Here is a 16099-nt window from a genome sequence, read left to right as displayed (position 1 = left end):
GGGGAGGCGGCGTGCGCGGCGGAGGGTTGAGGTTGATGCCCAATATAAAACCCGCCCCCCGCTCGCGGCGAGGGGCGGGAAACCGGCGGATCAATAAGGATTCTTTTTCGAGTTCAGCAGCTCGGACAGGAACGCGAGGGTCAGGCCTTGGCCCCAGCCCTGGATGCGCTTGTCGGGCACGCCCTTGTAGCCTTCGGCGTCCTCCATGACGGCCGTGCCGGCGGATACGCCCGTGACCGTGCCGTCGTCGGTAATCCGCGCCAGGACGCCGTCGATCGCCTTTTGCGTGTACTTGTTGTACAGGCGGCCCTTGGTCAGCAGCGCGCAGGCGATGCCGGCGGAGCCCGACGTTTCGAGCGGCGAGGTCGGGTCGGTCGTGATCGTGTGCCACAGGCCGGACTCGGGATCCTGCAGCCGCACGAGGGCGCTCAGCTGGTCGCGCAGCGAGCCTTCGATGATCATGAACGAAGGATGCGTGACCGGCACGATATCGAGCGCGCGGGCCATCGTCAGCGCCGCCCAGGAGTTGCCGCGGGCCCAGAAGACGCCCGACATGTGGTTGCCGGCAATGTTGTCCCAGCCGTGGTAATACAGGTTGGTCACCGGGTCCTGCAGGACGTTCTCATGACCGTGATACTGGCGCAGGCCGTCCTCGAAGTATTCCTTGCTGCCGAGCAGCGCGCCGATGCGGAGCAGGAAGAAGCCGGCCATGAACATCGTGTCGACCCACGCTTGCTCGGGGAAGTTGTACGTTTCGGAGTTGACGGTGTGCTGAAAAATGCCGTCCCCGAAGCGGGCCGCTTCTCGCGTCAGGTACTCGGCCATTTCCTTGGCCGTTTCGATATATTTTTCTTCCTTGGTCGCTTCGTAAAGCGCGAGCAAGGAGTGGCCGATCGATACCCCGTTGACCGACAGCTTGGGCAGTCCGTCCTCCATATTTTCGTCGACCCACGCTTTTACTTTTTGCAAGTATTCCTCGTTGCCCGTCGCCTTGTAAGCTTCGCAGACGCCGTAGAACGCGACGCCCCCGGGCCAATCCCAGCTGAAATCCATGCGGAACGTGCGGTCGACCACCCGGTCGATGGCTTGGCGGATCCGATTTTCGTCAAATACGAGTGCAGGCATAGCTTCCAACTCCTCCAACATGATGTTTTATCCTTTCAAACCGCTTGTCGCGATGCCGTCTACGATATACTTCTGGAAGATGAAGAAAATGACGAACACCGGGATGAGCGACAGCGACGACATGGCGAACATTCCGCCCCAGTTGTTGAGCGACTCGCCGTCCAGGAACAGCTTGAGCGCCAGCGATACCGGATACAGCTCCGGCTTGTTCAAGTACAGCAGCGGATGGTAGAAGTCTTCCCACGTCCAGTAGAAGGAGAAAATCGCTGCCGTCACGAGGGCGGGCACCGTCAGCGGCAAAATAATCCGGAAAAAGATGCCGTATTTGCTGCAGCCGTCCATTTTGGCGGCTTCGTCGAGGTCGACGGGCACGGTGCGAATGAACTGCATGATCAGAAAGATGAAGAACGGGATGCCGAAAAACTGCGGGACGATTATCGGCTTGAACGAAGACAGCCAGCCGAAGTCCGTGAACATGATGTATTGCGGAATGATCGTCACGTCTCGCGGCAGCATGAGCGTCATCATCATGCAGGCGAACCAGAAGCCGCGTCCGAAAAATTTGATCCGGGTAAACCCGTAGGCGACGAGAGCGGAGCTGGCGACGGCCCCGATCGTGGACAGGAAGACGATGATGAACGAGTTTTTGAAAAAGGTGTCGAACGAGTTGCCGGCGAACCCGGCCCAGCCGGTGACGTAGTTTTTCCATTCGAGCTTGCTCGGAATGAGGCTGTACGCCGTCGTGAATATTTCGTTGTTCGGCTTGAGGGAGCTCGCGAACAGCCACAGGATCGGATAGATCATGACGAGCCCCAGGCCGCCGACGAGGACGTGGTACGAGATCCGCTTCCAAAGCTTGGTCGAGTGCGCCATATCAGTTGTCTCCTTTCGACTCGTAGTGGACCCAGAACTTGGATGTCTTGAACAGAATGAGCGTCAGGACCGCGATGACGATCAGCATGACCCAGGCCATGGCGGAAGCGTAGCCCATCTCGTAAAACTCGAACGCTCTCTTGTACAGGTACAACGAATACAGCAGCGTCGTATCGAGCGGTCCGCCTTCGCCGCGGGAGATGATGTAGGCCGGCGTAAAGGTCATGAAGGCGGAGATCGTTTGCATGATCAGGTTGAACAGGATGATCGGGCTGAGCATCGGCAGCGTGATTTTGAAAAACTGGCGGAATCTGTTCGCCCCGTCCACGCTGGCGGCTTCGTAGTAGTCTTTCGGGATGTTTTTGAGCCCGGCAAGGAAGATAAGCATCGAGGAACCGAACTGCCAGACCGACAGCGCGATGAGCGTCCAGAGCGACGTGCTCGGATTGCCGATCCAGGACGTGCTGCTCTCGATGCCGATCAGGCCGAGCGCCGAATTGATCAGGCCCTGGTCGCCGAACACCTGCGTCCACAAAATCGAGACGGCGACGCTGCCGCCGATCAGGGACGGCAAGTAGTAGGCCGAACGGTACAGTCCGATGCCGGTTACCGCCTTGTTCAAAATCATCGCCACGAGCAGCGCGAACGCCAGCCGCAAAGGAACGCTCGCGACGACGTAGTGGAGCGTGACTTTGACCGAATTCCAGTATTTGTCGTCGTCGGTGAACATCGTTTTGTAGTTGTCCAGGCCGACGAAGTCGGGAGCGGTCAGCAGGTTGTAGTTCGTAAACGAGTAGTAAAGGGAGGAGAACATCGGGAACACGATAAAAATCAGGAAGCCCAGTATAAACGGGGCGGAAAAAAGATACCCGACCACATGGTCGTTGTGGCGCAGCTTCATAACATCAACTCCCTTGGGCAGTAGTCGCGACGTATGTTGGTTCATAGCCGCCGTCCGTGTAAACGCTTATATCCATAGGTTCATTATGAAGGCTGAAACGAACGATCAGAAGGCAAAAAACCGTTCTTTTTGTTTAATTAGCCGACATGAACGGGGCGGGCGAAGGGCGAAAATTTCGGGTACGTCTTCCGGCGTGCCTTTCTTCTGAGCCAGCTTGTCGAGCGACATGAGGAAGGAAATTTCAAGCACATCCGGCGTCGGCGGACGGGAGGGAGGCGGTCAACACGACGCCAAATGGAAAAAGACCGCCAGGGATCGCCCTGACAGTCTTTCCAAAACCTTATTTCGCCAAAATTTTGTTCGCGTCCTCGCGGAATTTTTTCGCGGCTTCTTCCACCGTCAATTGCTTGTACATGATCTTTTCCGCGGTTTCTTTGAGCAGCTTGTCGACTTCGGTCGCCCCGGCCGGGTTCGGCGGATCCATTTCGCTGCTGTTTTGCTCGGCCCAGGAGACGTATTCGAACACTTTCGTTTGCTCCGGCGACAGGTCCGGCTTGAGCGCTTCCTGGATGGCGGACGAAACCGGCACGCCGCGCTCGCCCATGATGATTTTGTTCGCTTCGACGTTGTTCACCCAGAAGTCGATGAACTTGGCCGCTTCTTCCTTCACCTTCGAGTTCTCGGCGATGGAGAAGTACATGCTCGGCTTCAGGTACAGAGCCTTGTTCTCGTTCCAGCCCGGAACCGGCAAAATTTCGAACGGACGGTTGGCTACCGTGGACGACAGGATATATTGGTTCGACCAGCCCCACGTGCTGACCGCGTTGCCGAGCTCGAGCTCGCCGTCTTCCGGCGTGCCTTTCTTCTGAGCCAGCTTGTCGAGCGACAGGAGGTAGCCTTTTTGATACCAGTCGTTATATCTCGTGTAGAAGTCGATGAAGTACTTGTCGTCGTCGTAGCCGAGGCTCTTGCCGTCGGCCGCGTACATGTGCTGGCCTTGGCTTCTCAAATAGAACGGGAAGAAAACGTCGTGGCGAATGTCCTGCATGAGCAGCTTGCCTTGCGACTTCATCGTTTCCGCGAGCGCGGTCACGTCGTCCCACGTCCAATCCTGGGAAGGCATGGTGCCGCCGGCCTTTTCCAGCATCGCTTTGTCGATGACGGACAGCAGCGCGTTGGAGCCGAGGTTGAACGCGTACAGCGTATCGTTAACCTTGCCGCCGGAAATGGCGCTTTCGGCGATATTCGACGTGTCGATCGTGCCGTTGTCGATGAACGGCTGCAGGTCGGCGATTTGACCTTGCGTGCCGTATTGGGTCAAGTACGAAATATCCATTGAAATGATGTCCGGCAGGTTTTTGGCGGCCGCTTGCGGGGCCAGCTTTTTCCAATAGTCGTCGAAGCTGGCGTATTCCGGTTCGATCGTCACGTGCGGGTTAAGCTGCTCGTACAGATCGAGAACCTTCAGCGTATAGTCGTGGCGGGATTGTCCGCCCCACCAGGCGACGCGGAGCGTAACCGGCTCCTTGTCTGCGCCGGAATCGGAAGGAGCCGCGGAGCCGGACGGAGAAGCCGAAGGCGATCCGGAGTCCGAAGCGGACGGGCTGGCCGCGCCGTTGCCGTTATTGCTGCCTCCGCAAGCGGCCAAAGCGACGACCAGGAAACTGAGCAGCAGCGTCGTTAAAGCTTTTTTCATTGGATGAGTCCTCCCCTTAAAGCTTTTTGTTCTGCGTTTGTAAATGCTTACATTTCTATTATCCAGACTTCTCGAGGAGAGGGTAAGGCAAAAAACCGATATGTTTGTTCAAAAAGCAGAGCTATCCGGCATCTTCATATACTCGGACGGGGTGCAGCCGATCTGTTTTTTGAACACCTGGCTGAAATATTGCGGATTGTCCCCGAACCCGAGCCGTTCGGCCAGCTCGAATATTTTGATGTCGGGCTGCTCCGCGATGAGCTCGGTCGCTTTTTTCATCCGGGCCTTCATGACGTAGTTGGAAAATTTCTCGCCGGTCTCTTTTTTGAACAGTTTGCCGAGGTAGTCCGCGTTCATGTACAGCATTTCCCCCGCCACGTGGTTGAGCGACAGGTCCGCGTTGCCGAGCTGTTCGCCCACGATGTCGATGACTTTGCGGACGATGGACGTATGCTTGACGACGTTCTGCTCGTAGTTGCGCCCCGCGATTTCGTTCGCCGCCCGCAGGAGAAAATCCTTGATCGCCTGCAGCGTGTTCATTTCCGCGAGCTGGGGAATGCGCTGAAAGCTTTCGTTCATGCGCTTCGGGTCGGACAGGCGAACGAGCGCGACGAACTGCTGAATGGCGTAGGACTTGGCCACGCCGATATCGAGCTGGGCGCGCCGCAGCGAGTCGAAAAAACCGTCGATCGCCTCCGCCGCCTCTTTGACGTTGCCGGACCTGACCGCTCTTGCCAGCCGATCCTCGTCGAAGTCGAGCGCATCCGGAGCCGCCGCCTGCGAGGCAAACGTGTCCTTGCTCGTAATGATGCCGCCTTCGCCGAGGTAGAAGCGGTAATTCAGGCATTGCAGCGTTTCCTGGTACAGGCTGCGGGCCCGGACGATTTCATCCGGACTGCTCAGCGCGATCGTGACGTCCATTTTGTAATATTGCAAAAACGTGCCGCGAATGTCCCGCAGCCGCAGGTGAATCGCTTCCGCGTCTCCCGAATCCTCCATCAGGATGAGAACGTGGTCGCCGATCGTCGTGCTGAGCAGGGAGCCCGGCAATAAATCTTCGGCGATGTTTTTGACGGCGAACAAATGCTCGAACTCGAAAGCGCCCTCCAACTGAAACAAAATCAGGCGCACCGGACGGTCGAACCCGTATTGGAAAAGCCCGCGGTAATAGTCCCAATCTCGGCTGCCGTACGTTTTGTTCGTGACGAATTCCTTGAGCACCTGTTCCTTGACGTGGGGCATCACTTTCTGGAGCCGGTGCTTCATGTTTTGCATGAACGCTTCCCGGTCCGCTTCCCGGTCGAGCTCGGCGACGATTTCCCGGAGCGCCTGCGCGATTTTGTCCTCGTTGGTCGGCTTGACAAGGTAATGCTTGACGCCGTATTGCATCGCCCGGTTCGCATAATCGAATTCGCCGAACCCGGACAAGATGATAAACCGGGTGCGGGGATGGGAGGCATGCGTCCGGGCGACGAGCTCGAGGCCGTCGAGCCCGGGCATCCGAATGTCGCTGATGACGATGTCGGGCGAAAGCTCGGCGATTTTCTCGTAGGCGGCGATTCCGTTCGAGGCGGTCCCGGCAAGCTCGGTCCGGTAAGCCGGCCAATCGACCATGCTCGAAATGCCGTCCAGAATGATTCGTTCGTCGTCCGCCAGCAGGACTTTGTACATCGTTTATCCCTCCGTATCGTTCGGTAAGCGGATGATGATCCGGGTGCCGTGGCCGGGCCGGCTTTCGACCTGGACCCCGTAAGCTTCCCCGAAGCTCAGCTTGATGCGCTCGTCGATATTGATCAGGCCGATGCCATTGCCTTTCGAGGCTAACCGGCCGCTGCGAAGCCGGGCAAGCGTATCCGCCGGCATGCCCGGACCGTCGTCCTCGACCGTCAGATTCAGGCTGTTCTCCGTCTCGTACGCCCGGATCCAGATGGAGCAGCCGTCGATGGACGGCTCGAGCGCGTATTGAATGGCGTTCTCGAGCAGCGGCTGCAGCGTGAGCTTCGGGACTTTCAGGTGGTGATACCGCTCCGGAATTTCCAGGGAAAAGACGAGGCGCTCCTCGAACCGGAACTTCTGGATCGTAATGTAGCTGCGCACGATGGCGATTTCGTCGGCCAGCGTCACGATCGGCTCCTTCAGGCTGACGGAATTGCGAAGGAGCAGGCCGAGCGCCTCCACCATCTGCGATATTTGCGTCTGCTTGTTCATTTTGGCGATCCAGTTGATCGATTCCAGCGTGTTGTACAGAAAATGGGGATTGATCTGGGCCTGAAGCGCCTTGAATTCCGTTTCCTTCAGGAGCAGCCGGTTCGAATAGTTTTCGGTAATGAGCGTGTTGATCCGCTCGATCATGAGCCGGAACGTTCGCTGCAGCAGCCCGATTTCGTCCATCGCCTTCGAAGCGTCGTCGCCGCTCAGCACGTTCGCTTCCGCAAAATTCCCTTTTTCCGCCAGTTTCATGCGTCCGATCAGCTCATCGATCGGTCTCGTCAGGCTCCGGGAAAAGCGGATGCCCCACAGGATGACCAGGATGAAAATGACGCCGAACACGATGACGACAAGCCGTTTGACGAAAATGATCCGCTCGAAAACCTGGTTGTACGGCGTCAAGTTCAGGTACGTCCACCCAGTCGAGGCCGATCGGCTGTGGGAGACGAACAGCGTTTCGCCGCCCGACGTTTCGGTGAAATAGCCTTTCCTGTCTTCGTTCAGCCGGTCCTCGATGACGGCCGTATCGAAGGAGGGCCTGCGCGGATAGACGACGTCGCTGTCCGACAAAATGAGCAGCTCTCCCTCTTCCGCGACCGATTTCCGGACGATGGCGTCGAGGTTGACGCGGATGATGAGCGTGCCCAAGTAAAGCAAATCGATGTTCGTCGTCGAAAAAGAACGGATGTCCCGGACCGAAATGAGCGCGGAATCGTTCTCGTCCGGAAACACCCAGACGTCTCCGCCCCCGGCTTCCCCGGCGAGCTGCATGATGCGGGCTTTTTTGGCGGAGCCGATGGAGTACGTATTGCCCGCCGCATGCTCGGTTCCGTTCGAATCGATCAGATGAATCGAGAACAAATTCGGCTCCGAGCCGATATACGACAGAAGCCGGTCGATCAAATTAAGGCGCAGGAGGTGGGAATCGTAATCCGGCCCGCTCGTGCGCAGCGAGCGCAGCATGTTCTGAAGCTGGACGTCGGCGACCATGTTGTACGAAATCTGCTCGATGCGCTGCAGTTCGCTTTCGATCGCCGCCGACGACAAATTCAGCACCTGCGACGATTTGTCGTAAAGCTGGCGATCGTAGATCGAAAACGCGTACTGCTGTACAAGGGTCGTAAACGCGAAGGTGACGATGATGGTCAGGGCGATCAGGATGGAAAGCTTGTTCCGGATTTTCATATGGCGATAGGCGCGAAACCATTTTTCCATAACCCAAGCTCCCGTCCTATTAAGTAAAGAAAATTATGTCATCAAAGCGGAAACGCTGTCAATGGAAAGCCAAGGAGAGAAAGGAAGGAGGAGGGGCGACGGTAAGCGGAGGAAAGGAAGCCGGCATTCGCGTGCGGGCGGCGGCAGCGTCGTCCTGACGCAGGTGCAGCCGGCAGCTAGGATTTGCGCCGGGAGGCAAGACGAGTATGAGGCAGGGAGCGCCGGAGAATAAACGAACGTGCGGGCAGGGGGAAGTCGGATGGGCGCCGTTAGCGTCCAAATGGGATGGGAGCAAGCGGCCAGGCCCCGGGGGCTCGGCGGGGAGCCCCGACCCGTTCGTCGGGACCGCACGCCCGGCTCGGAACTCTTGCTAACAAATGAAATCGTCGGGCGGGCACTACCGCAAGTAACCGGCAAGCGGCCAAAGCTTGAGCGCCCGAATGCCATCGGCGACAAGCCCGGCGACGGCGATTCCGCCCCGTTCCTGGAAATGGGTGTTGTCCTCGACGCCTCCGGGAAAATTGGCGAATTCGCCGGGCGCCCCCCACATGAACAGATTTTTCGTTTCTTCTTCTCCCAGTTCCTCGAACAACCGCTTGCTCGCGGCAGCCAGATCGAGGAGCGGCACTCCTTCCTCTTCGGCCAATTCCCGCACCGCGTCCAGGTAAGCCCCGTGCGTATCGCGGAGGGTCCCGTTTTCCTCGAAATACCGGCGATGCACGGAGGTGACCAGCACGGGATGGGCGCCGCGCTCGCGGGCCCCGTCGATATATTTTCGCAAATACGACTTGTACGTCGTGGAAGGCTCCGTGTGCCGCTCCTCGTCGGGCTTCTGATCGTTATGTCCGAATTGGATGAGCAAATAATCGTCGGCCTTGATTTCGTTCAAAATCGCGTCCAGCCGACCTTCGTCGATGAAGCTTTTGGAGCTGCGGCCGGATTTCGCATGGTTGGCCACGACGACGTCGTGCTTCAGGAAGCTCTGAAGCATCTGTCCCCAGCCGGCGTACGGAAACCCGTCCTCCGGCTGATCGGTCACGGTCGAATCGCCGGCCAGGAACATCGTCGCCGCATGCGGGGCGGGCGTAATTTCCAGCGCGTTGACGCGCGGGGCCGGACCGGAAAAATGCAGCTTGAGCTGCCCGTCCCGGACGCTTGCCGCAACGGTTTCCCGCACGAATTGGCCGGCCGAAACGCTGCGCCGCTGCAATAGCAGACGGCCGGGCGAGGCTTTGAGCGTCGTGCACGCCGGAGCGATCCAGTCCCCCATCAGGACGGACAGCGTATAATTGCCGTTCGGAACGTCCACGATGAATACGGCGTCCGCGGGAATGACGAGGTCGCGCTTGAGCGGGCCGGGCTCCTTGCGGTCGCGGGCGGCGACGGCGGAGCCGGCGGCAAAGCCGTACCCCGAGCCGGAATCGTATACGGTGCGGTCGGTTACTTTTATGTACCCCGATTCGGGTTCGGAGCTGCCGAAATCGAATTTCCAACTCTTTTTATCCATCTTTAAGGCCAACCTCCCGTCGTTTTATCTAATACTGTCATTATAGGACCTCCGCCTTTCCGGCGGTAGGCAATAATCCGGGCGGAATGTTCAATAAACCGTCCAACGGGTAAAACTATGGAGAAAGAAAAGGCAACGGCGGTTAGTTCGGTCGGGCTTAGGCCAAACTTTGATAAAGTCCGTCAATTAACGGCAAAGAGTCTGTACCTGTTTGTAAAGCCTGTGTTAAGATATGATGTGGATTTGTAAACTAAACGTTAAGGCATCCATCAGTGGAAAGAAGGGCTATCGGTGTTTCGGAAAAAGGATATTTTCTTTAAAACGTTGGAGGAAATGGCCGATCTCATCGTCGAAACGGTTGACCGGTTTGCGGCCGCGGTCGACGGAGATTTGCCGGATACGGCGGCTTTCGCCAAAGAAATGAAGGAGTACGAGCATCGCGGCGACAATTTCGCCCACCTGATTTTGACCGAATTGAACAAGACGTTCATCACCCCGATCGAACGGGAAGACATCATGGCCCTCACGAAAATGCTCGACGACGTGCTCGACGGCATCGAGGCGAGCGCCTCCCGGTTCGACATGTACCAAATTTCGAAGGCCGACCCCTACATCCGCAAATTCGGCGACTGCCTCCGCCGTTCCGGCCTGGAGATCAAATCCGCCATTTACTTGCTGACCCAGAAGAAGCTGCTGGCCATGCAGACGCACTGCGTGACGCTGAACGAGCTCGAGAACGAAGGGGACGAACTGATGCGGCAAGGCATCAAAAATTTGTTCGTCAACGTCAAGGACCCGATCGAACTGATCAAGCACAAAGAAATTTACGAGCGGCTGGAAGAGACGACCGACGCCTGCGAAGACGTTGCAAACATTCTCCAGTCGATCATTATGCGCAATTCGTAAGAGCGCGATAGAAGAGACGTGACAAGATGGATCAGTTAACTATAATTGTCGTTCTAATCGTCGTACTGGCGCTTGCTTTCGATTTCATCAACGGGTTTCACGACACGGCCAACGCGATCGCCACCAGCGTTTCCACCCGGGCCCTGCGCCCGCGCGTCGCGATTTTGCTGGCGGCCGTCATGAACTTGATCGGCGCGCTCATGTTTACCGGAGTCGCGAAAACGATCGGCGGATCGATCACGGACCCGTTCAAGCTCGAGCACGGGCTGACTGTCGTCATGGCCACCTTGATCGCCGCGATCGCTTGGAATTTGATCACATGGTGGTTCGGCATTCCGTCCTCGTCCTCGCACGCGCTGATCGGGTCGCTGGCCGGCGCCGCGATCGCTTCCGAAGGCTGGAACGGCATCAATTATTCGGGCTTTTCCTCCATCGTGCTGGGCCTGGTCATTTCGCCGGTGATCGCGTTTGCGCTCGGATTTACGATCATGTTCCTGTTCAAGCGCATCCTGGCTCGGACAAGCCCGCATCAGATCAACAAGGTTTTCCGTTCGGGACAAGTTCTTACCGCCGCCTTCCAGGCGTTCACGCACGGCACGAACGACGCGCAAAAAGCGATGGGCATCATCACGATGGCGCTCGTCGTCGGAGGCTTCCAGACGACGCTCGACGTGCCGTTCTGGGTCAAGCTTTCCGCGGCGCTCGCCATGGCTCTCGGAACGTCGCTCGGCGGCTGGAAAATCATCAAGACGATGGGGACGAAAATTTTCAAAATCGAGCCGATCAACGGCTTCTCCGCCGACCTCAGCTCGGCCGCCGTCATTTTTTCGTCGACGCTGCTTCATCTTCCGGTCAGCACGACTCATGCGATTACGTCGTCCATTTTGGGCGTCGGCGCGGCCAAGCGTTTCCGCAGCGTTCGCTGGGATACGGCCGGCCGAATCGTCATGACGTGGATCGTCACGATTCCGATCGCCAGCGTCCTTGCGGCTTGCGTGTACTGGGTTTTGAGTTTGTTCCATTGATCCGCCGTCGGTTCTTTCGCTCGCTTTTCCGGCCAAACATCCATCACCATTTTAGCGGATTCTGGTTACAATAGTAGTGAATCCAACTTTTTGCCTGTCTTGATCTTGCCGCCAATCGGCCGCCGCCGGCGACCGTTTGGAGTTGGGAGGTACGTCATGCAGACATCCGTACTACAAGCCAAATCGTGCGCCGAATTGTTCGAGGAGTTCAAAAAAGAACGCCCGGACGTCCGGGGAGAGAAGCTTGTCTTCACTGGCGTCGGCGGCAGAGACGTGTATAATATTACGGCCCCGTTCCAGGACGACGGAGAATGGGTCATCGCGGGCCGGGTCGAAAGAAGAGACAGCGAGAGGTCGCAGGTGATGTTTTTCGTCGAGCGGCACGGCCAGTGGCAGCCGCGGCCGAACGCCCCGGTGTTCGCGCTGCAGGATCCTTTCGTCACCTTTATTCGCGGGGAGCTTGTTTTCGGCGGCGTCGAAGTGTACTTCGACAGCTCCGACGAGCATTACGTCACTTCGTGGCGGACCGTTTTTTACCGCGGGCCCCGGGTGAACGAGCTGGAGCCTTTCGCCAAAGGGCCGCTGACGATGAAGGATATCCGGCTTGCGGAGATCGGCGACGGACGAATCGGCGTGTTCACCCGCCCGATGCCGGTCGACGATGCCCGGGCGATGATCGGGTATACCGAAATCGGAAAGCTCGAAGAGCTGACCGAGCAGGTGTTGGAAACCGCGCCGGTGCTTCCGGATCAGTTTCTGAAAGTGGAATGGGGCGGCGCGAACGAGACGCACAGGCTCGCGAACGGATGGATCGGCGTTTTGGGCCATATTGCTTGCATGGAAGAAGGAAACATCCGGCATTATTATCCGATGACTTTCGCCCTTCATCCGGATACGCGCAAGTATACGCCGATCAAGCTGATCGCTTCGCGGGATATATTTCCCGACGGCCCGGCGAAACGGGCGGACCTGGAGGACGTGCTGTTCAGCGGCGGGCTGCATCGCCACGAGGACGGCACGGCCACGCTGTACACCGGCGTCAACGATGCGGAAGCGCACCGGATCGTGATCGAGGATCCTTTTTTGGAGTACGAGCAATAGATCGCTTTTGAACGCCAATAAGCGGCAAAGCCTGGGGATGTTCCGGCTTTGCCGCTTATTTGGCGTTTGCGGGACCCGTGCGCAAGCGCCGTCCCCGGCGCTGAAGCGGGCATGGACGCGGGACCCGTGCGCAAGCGCCGTCCCCGGCGCTGCGGGCATGGACGCGGGACCCGTGCGCAAGCGCCGTCCCCGGCGCTGCGGGCATGGACGCGGGACCCGTGCGCAAGCGCCGTCCCCGGCGCTGCGGGCATGGACGCGGGACCCCGTGCGCAAGCGCCGTCCCCGGCGCTGCGGGCATGGACGCGGGACCCGTGCGCAAGCGCCGTCCCCGGCGCTGCGGGCATGAACGCTGCCCGAGCCGACGCCCGGATCCGGCGGCATGCGAGGTTCGCTGCGGGCGCTCTTTCGCGAAGCGCCGCTTTTTTATCGGCGCTTGCGCGGCCGGCCGCCGCCCGTTCGCCGCACGGCGCTTCTGTACGAGCGCCTGCCGGAGCCTCCGTATGCGCGCTTGCCGGAGCCGCGGCGCCCCGTTCGCCTGCGCGATCTTTTGCGCGGGCGGTACTCGATGCCCGGCGACAGGTCCGAGCCGGCGGTTCCGGCCTTGCCTTTGCCGATAAACAGTTTGATAAGCGGAGCCATTTGCTGCATGGTGGCTACGAATTTTTGGATTTTTCCCATGTTGGCGAGAATGCCGTCGATACCGCCCAAACGATCTACCAATCCCTTGATGTCGTTTAGGTTGGCGAAGGCGGCGAGGCCTTTGGCCGGAGCCGCGGCCTGGACGGCGGGGTTGACGACTTCGACCGGGCTGAAGGGAACCGGGGGCCCCCCGAAGGGATCGCCGAGTCCGGGAAACGCGCCTCCCGCTCCTTGAGGCACTCCCCCGAGCGGCGGGCCTCCGCCGCCCGGACCGGGAGTCAGGCCGCGCAGGGAGGGCGGATTGCTGTTGGCGTTGTTCATATGGCAGGTGTCACACCCTTTGACGAAAAAGTAGGTTCAAGCATGCGGGCGTTGCCCCGGATCAAGCTCCATATCGGTACGCATGCTACAGGTTATGTGCGGAGGGGGCTCCGGGACTGGACGGTAGCCCGTGATTCGGAGAAATTCGTTCAGCGAAGGAAACCGGGAGCGATGCGGCATCTGGCATTCAAAGCGGAATCTCGCCATGAGGTGGACGGACTTTTCATTCGTTTGGAAGAAAACGGCGCGAACATCCTGAACGAGCCCGAAATATTCCGTGAATACGGTCCCGAACGACTGTGCCATTTTTTTAAAGATATCGAAAGATATCGAGGGAATCAAATATTAAATTGTTTGCAATGAACCTTGAGAAAAACGAGATAGGGGAGCGTCAGCGGATGCCATGCGGTCGACCGGCCGCCGTCATGGAGCGAAACACCGCGCGCTGCGCGCGGTACGAAAAGACGGAGTCGCTTCATGCGGATGTAGTTTATTTCTGTGAAGCGTGAATACGGTGATGCTTGAAGAAGTTTTCGAAACAAAGTAGAATGAAGGAAATCGGGAAGCGATGCCGCGAATTGAGGTGATTCGGTATGCAATTGAAAAAACTGAACGACAAGACGATCGACCAATTGTTCGAGGCGGTGCTGACGCTTAAGACCGTGGAAGAATGCTACATCTTTTTCGACGATCTGTGTACGGTGAACGAGATTCAATCGTTATCTCAGCGTCTGGAAGTCGCCCGCATGCTGGGTAAAGGAAACACTTACAATAAAATCGAAGCCGAAACGGGCGCCAGCACGGCGACGATCTCCCGGGTGAAGCGCTGCCTGAACTACGGCAACGACGGTTATAAGCTTACGCTGGAACGGCTTGGCCGGTTCGGAAACGGAGCGGACGAGGAGAAGGCGGAGGAAAAGGCCGAGGAAAAGGCCGAGGAAAAGGCCGAGGGCTAAGGTTGAGGGCAGGTTGAGGCTGCGTGCCGGCTGATTTGTTTTGCATTTAACAAACTAACGTTTTGGTCGAGGCTGCCGGGTTGAACCGGCAGCCTCGACTTTTTAAATTGTTTTCCATTTTTCTTGGGACAAAAATGGGGACTGGACGGACCACATGGTGGGTTGGCGGCGGGAATGGCGGGCAAGAAGGGGACTGGACGGACTACATGGGGGTCAGACGGCGGGCTTGGCGGGCAAGAAGGGGACCAGACGGACCACATGGTGGGTTGGCGGCGGGAATGGCGGGCAAGAAGGGGACTGGACGGACTACATGGGGGGTTGGCGGCGGGTTTGGCGGGCAAGAAGGGGACTGGACGGACTACATGGTGGGCAGACGGCGGCTAAGGAACTGTAGCAAATTAAACTACCTATTTCTAGGTGAAATCGTGTAATTCCATTCTCCATGAAAGTCATTTTTTTCTAGGTTTACTTGGGCCAGTTCTTCATCCGTTACTTTGATTCCTTTTGGGTACGCTGTTGTGTCCAACTCGGCCTGTACCTTCAGCCCGGTTGTTGTCGTCGTGGACGCAATCAGATTGACAATGACCTCGTGGCTGGTTAGCGGCTTTCCCCGCCAATTCTGGGTGATGCATGAAAACAGACGATGCTCAATCTTGTTCCATTTGCTCGTCCCCGGTGGAAAGTGGCAGACCGATAGGGACAACCCCGTTTCGTCCGACAACGTCTGCAACTCCGTCTTCCACAGCCGTACACGAGAGCCGTTGCTTCCGCCTCCATCCGCTGTGATCAGGAGCTTCGTGGCGTTTGGATAGGTAGCTTGACCCATCGCCGTCCACCAACGGCGGATGCTTTCTACCGCAAAAGCTGCCGTATCGTGATCCGTGCCTACGCTCACCCATCCGGCATTCGCGCTGAGATCATAGACGCCGTATGGATTGACTTTTCCGAGCTCGGGGATTTGAAAATCATGAACGCGTACCTTCTCCGGGCTGCCTTTGGGTTGCCATTCGACACCGCCGTTTTTGAAGTCGCCGACCAACTCTTTTTTCTTGGTATCCACGGAGATCACCGGCTCTCCTTCGTTTTGGAAGGCCTGCACCTGATCGTGAATATGCTGAAATTGCGCATCACGGTCTTCATGACGACCGCCTTCTTCTGTTTTTCGATTGGCCTGCAGACTGTAGCCGAGCTCGTGTAATAGCGTGGCTACCATCTTGTTGTCGGTCTTGTGCCCCATTTCATTCAAGGCGGCAGCGAGTTTACGCGTACTCTTGTTCGTCCAGCGCAGAGGCGAGTCGGGTTCACCTCGGGTAGCGGGATCAATCAACTTCTCCAGATCGCTCAGCAGCGTCGGATCCGTATCCACCGTTCGCTTCCGACCCCCACCCGATTTCCGAATCCGTTCAGGGTCGATCTGCTCCGGGTTCTTCAATTCCCGAATGCCCGCTTGGATGACTTTATGACTGATTCCCAATTCTCGTTCGACGAATGCGATCCCTCCACGACCATAAGCGAGGGCTTCAGTTGCCGCAAATAATCGTCTCTGACGTTCATTCAGAAAGGGGCTCAATTGTTCGTAACGTTGCTTCAACGTATTCTGCATGAGAGGATTCCTCCTTCGGGTTG

The 16099-nt window shown here is 57.8% G+C and carries 13 protein-coding genes and 1 pseudogene; 5 read left to right on the top strand and 9 right to left on the bottom strand.

Annotated features, from left to right (window positions below):
• Window positions 1-90: 90 nt before the first annotated feature.
• From B7E11_RS13775 to B7E11_RS13745, 7 genes are all read right to left on the bottom strand, one after another.
• A complete protein-coding gene (locus B7E11_RS13775) occupies window positions 91-1125 on the bottom strand; it encodes a glycoside hydrolase family 88/105 protein (protein WP_080835260.1) in 1035 nt (344 codons plus the stop codon).
• A 27-nt stretch (window positions 1126-1152) separates the two neighbouring features.
• On the bottom strand, window positions 1153-1998 hold the full coding sequence (locus B7E11_RS13770; protein WP_080835257.1) for a carbohydrate ABC transporter permease: 846 nt from the start codon (window positions 1996-1998) through the stop codon (window positions 1153-1155).
• Between the two features lies 1 nt (window position 1999).
• Complete coding sequence (locus B7E11_RS13765) at window positions 2000-2899, bottom strand: carbohydrate ABC transporter permease (protein ID WP_080835254.1); 900 nt, start codon at window positions 2897-2899, stop codon at window positions 2000-2002.
• Between the two features lie 340 nt (window positions 2900-3239).
• A complete protein-coding gene (locus B7E11_RS13760; RefSeq protein ID WP_080835251.1) occupies window positions 3240-4595 on the bottom strand; it encodes an ABC transporter substrate-binding protein in 1356 nt (451 codons plus the stop codon).
• A gap of 108 nt (window positions 4596-4703) precedes the next feature.
• Window positions 4704-6266: a response regulator transcription factor gene (locus B7E11_RS13755; RefSeq protein ID WP_080835248.1), complete on the bottom strand. Its 1563-nt coding sequence runs from the start codon at window positions 6264-6266 to the stop codon at window positions 4704-4706.
• Between the two features lie 3 nt (window positions 6267-6269).
• The gene (locus B7E11_RS13750) at window positions 6270-8018 is read right to left on the bottom strand and encodes a cache domain-containing sensor histidine kinase (protein ID WP_080835245.1); all 1749 of its coding nucleotides are present in this window, start codon (window positions 8016-8018) and stop codon (window positions 6270-6272) included.
• Window positions 8019-8415: 397 nt separating this feature from the next.
• Complete coding sequence (locus B7E11_RS13745; RefSeq protein ID WP_080835242.1) at window positions 8416-9525, bottom strand: rhamnogalacturonan acetylesterase; 1110 nt, start codon at window positions 9523-9525, stop codon at window positions 8416-8418.
• 291 nt (window positions 9526-9816) lie between these two features.
• Between B7E11_RS13745 and B7E11_RS13740 the strand changes: the two genes are divergently transcribed.
• The 3 genes from B7E11_RS13740 (at window position 9817) to B7E11_RS13730 (ending at window position 12557) form a co-directional block, all read left to right on the top strand.
• Window positions 9817-10431 (top strand): DUF47 domain-containing protein, encoded by a 615-nt coding sequence (locus B7E11_RS13740; protein ID WP_080835238.1) that lies wholly within the window; start codon window positions 9817-9819, stop codon window positions 10429-10431.
• 26 nt (window positions 10432-10457) lie between these two features.
• The gene (locus tag B7E11_RS13735) at window positions 10458-11456 is read left to right on the top strand and encodes an inorganic phosphate transporter (protein WP_080835236.1); all 999 of its coding nucleotides are present in this window, start codon (window positions 10458-10460) and stop codon (window positions 11454-11456) included.
• 156 nt (window positions 11457-11612) lie between these two features.
• On the top strand, window positions 11613-12557 hold the full coding sequence (locus tag B7E11_RS13730) for a DUF1861 family protein (protein WP_080835233.1): 945 nt from the start codon (window positions 11613-11615) through the stop codon (window positions 12555-12557).
• 423 nt (window positions 12558-12980) lie between these two features.
• On the opposite strand, the gene B7E11_RS13725 is transcribed toward B7E11_RS13730, so the two are convergent.
• The gene (locus tag B7E11_RS13725; RefSeq protein ID WP_080835229.1) at window positions 12981-13517 is read right to left on the bottom strand and encodes a hypothetical protein; all 537 of its coding nucleotides are present in this window, start codon (window positions 13515-13517) and stop codon (window positions 12981-12983) included.
• Between B7E11_RS13725 and B7E11_RS28985 the strand changes: the two genes are divergently transcribed.
• Together B7E11_RS28985 and B7E11_RS13715 are read left to right on the top strand one after the other, a co-directional pair.
• Window positions 13518-13880 carry a VOC family protein gene (locus B7E11_RS28985; protein ID WP_139787182.1) on the top strand — a complete coding sequence of 121 codons (363 nt, stop codon included), beginning with the start codon at window positions 13518-13520 and terminating at the stop codon, window positions 13878-13880.
• Window positions 13881-14110: 230 nt separating this feature from the next.
• A pseudogene (locus B7E11_RS13715) lies at window positions 14111-14398 on the top strand (YerC/YecD family TrpR-related protein); the annotation flags it as partial.
• Window positions 14399-14876: 478 nt separating this feature from the next.
• On the opposite strand, the gene B7E11_RS13710 reads toward B7E11_RS13715, so the two are convergent.
• Complete coding sequence (locus tag B7E11_RS13710; protein WP_080835221.1) at window positions 14877-16076, bottom strand: ISAzo13 family transposase; 1200 nt, start codon at window positions 16074-16076, stop codon at window positions 14877-14879.
• Between the last annotated feature and the right edge of the window lie 23 nt (window positions 16077-16099).

It is taken from the genome of Cohnella massiliensis (genome assembly GCF_900169535.1).
Lineage (GTDB): Bacteria > Bacillota > Bacilli > Paenibacillales > Paenibacillaceae > Cohnella > Cohnella algarum.
Note: the sequence above shows the minus strand (reverse complement) of the source record. Positions and strands in the feature narration are given on the sequence as shown.

Bases quoted from the DNA above. Each gene is read 5' to 3' on its own strand.
- B7E11_RS13755 (WP_080835248.1), bottom strand. From the start codon at position 6,266: ATGTACAAAGTCCTGCTGGCGGACGACGAACGAATCATTCTGGACGGC.
- B7E11_RS13735 (WP_080835236.1), top strand. From the start codon at position 10,458: ATGGATCAGTTAACTATAATTGTCGTTCTAATCGTCGTACTGGCGCTT.
- B7E11_RS13760 (WP_080835251.1), bottom strand. From the start codon at position 4,595: ATGAAAAAAGCTTTAACGACGCTGCTGCTCAGTTTCCTGGTCGTCGCT.
- B7E11_RS13750 (WP_080835245.1), bottom strand. From the start codon at position 8,018: ATGGAAAAATGGTTTCGCGCCTATCGCCATATGAAAATCCGGAACAAG.
- B7E11_RS28985 (WP_139787182.1), top strand. From the start codon at position 13,518: ATGGCAGGTGTCACACCCTTTGACGAAAAAGTAGGTTCAAGCATGCGG.
- B7E11_RS13770 (WP_080835257.1), bottom strand. From the start codon at position 1,998: ATGGCGCACTCGACCAAGCTTTGGAAGCGGATCTCGTACCACGTCCTC.
- B7E11_RS13745 (WP_080835242.1), bottom strand. From the start codon at position 9,525: ATGGATAAAAAGAGTTGGAAATTCGATTTCGGCAGCTCCGAACCCGAA.
- B7E11_RS13710 (WP_080835221.1), bottom strand. From the start codon at position 16,076: ATGCAGAATACGTTGAAGCAACGTTACGAACAATTGAGCCCCTTTCTG.
- B7E11_RS13725 (WP_080835229.1), bottom strand. From the start codon at position 13,517: ATGAACAACGCCAACAGCAATCCGCCCTCCCTGCGCGGCCTGACTCCC.
- B7E11_RS13730 (WP_080835233.1), top strand. From the start codon at position 11,613: ATGCAGACATCCGTACTACAAGCCAAATCGTGCGCCGAATTGTTCGAG.
- B7E11_RS13765 (WP_080835254.1), bottom strand. From the start codon at position 2,899: ATGAAGCTGCGCCACAACGACCATGTGGTCGGGTATCTTTTTTCCGCC.
- B7E11_RS13775 (WP_080835260.1), bottom strand. From the start codon at position 1,125: ATGCCTGCACTCGTATTTGACGAAAATCGGATCCGCCAAGCCATCGAC.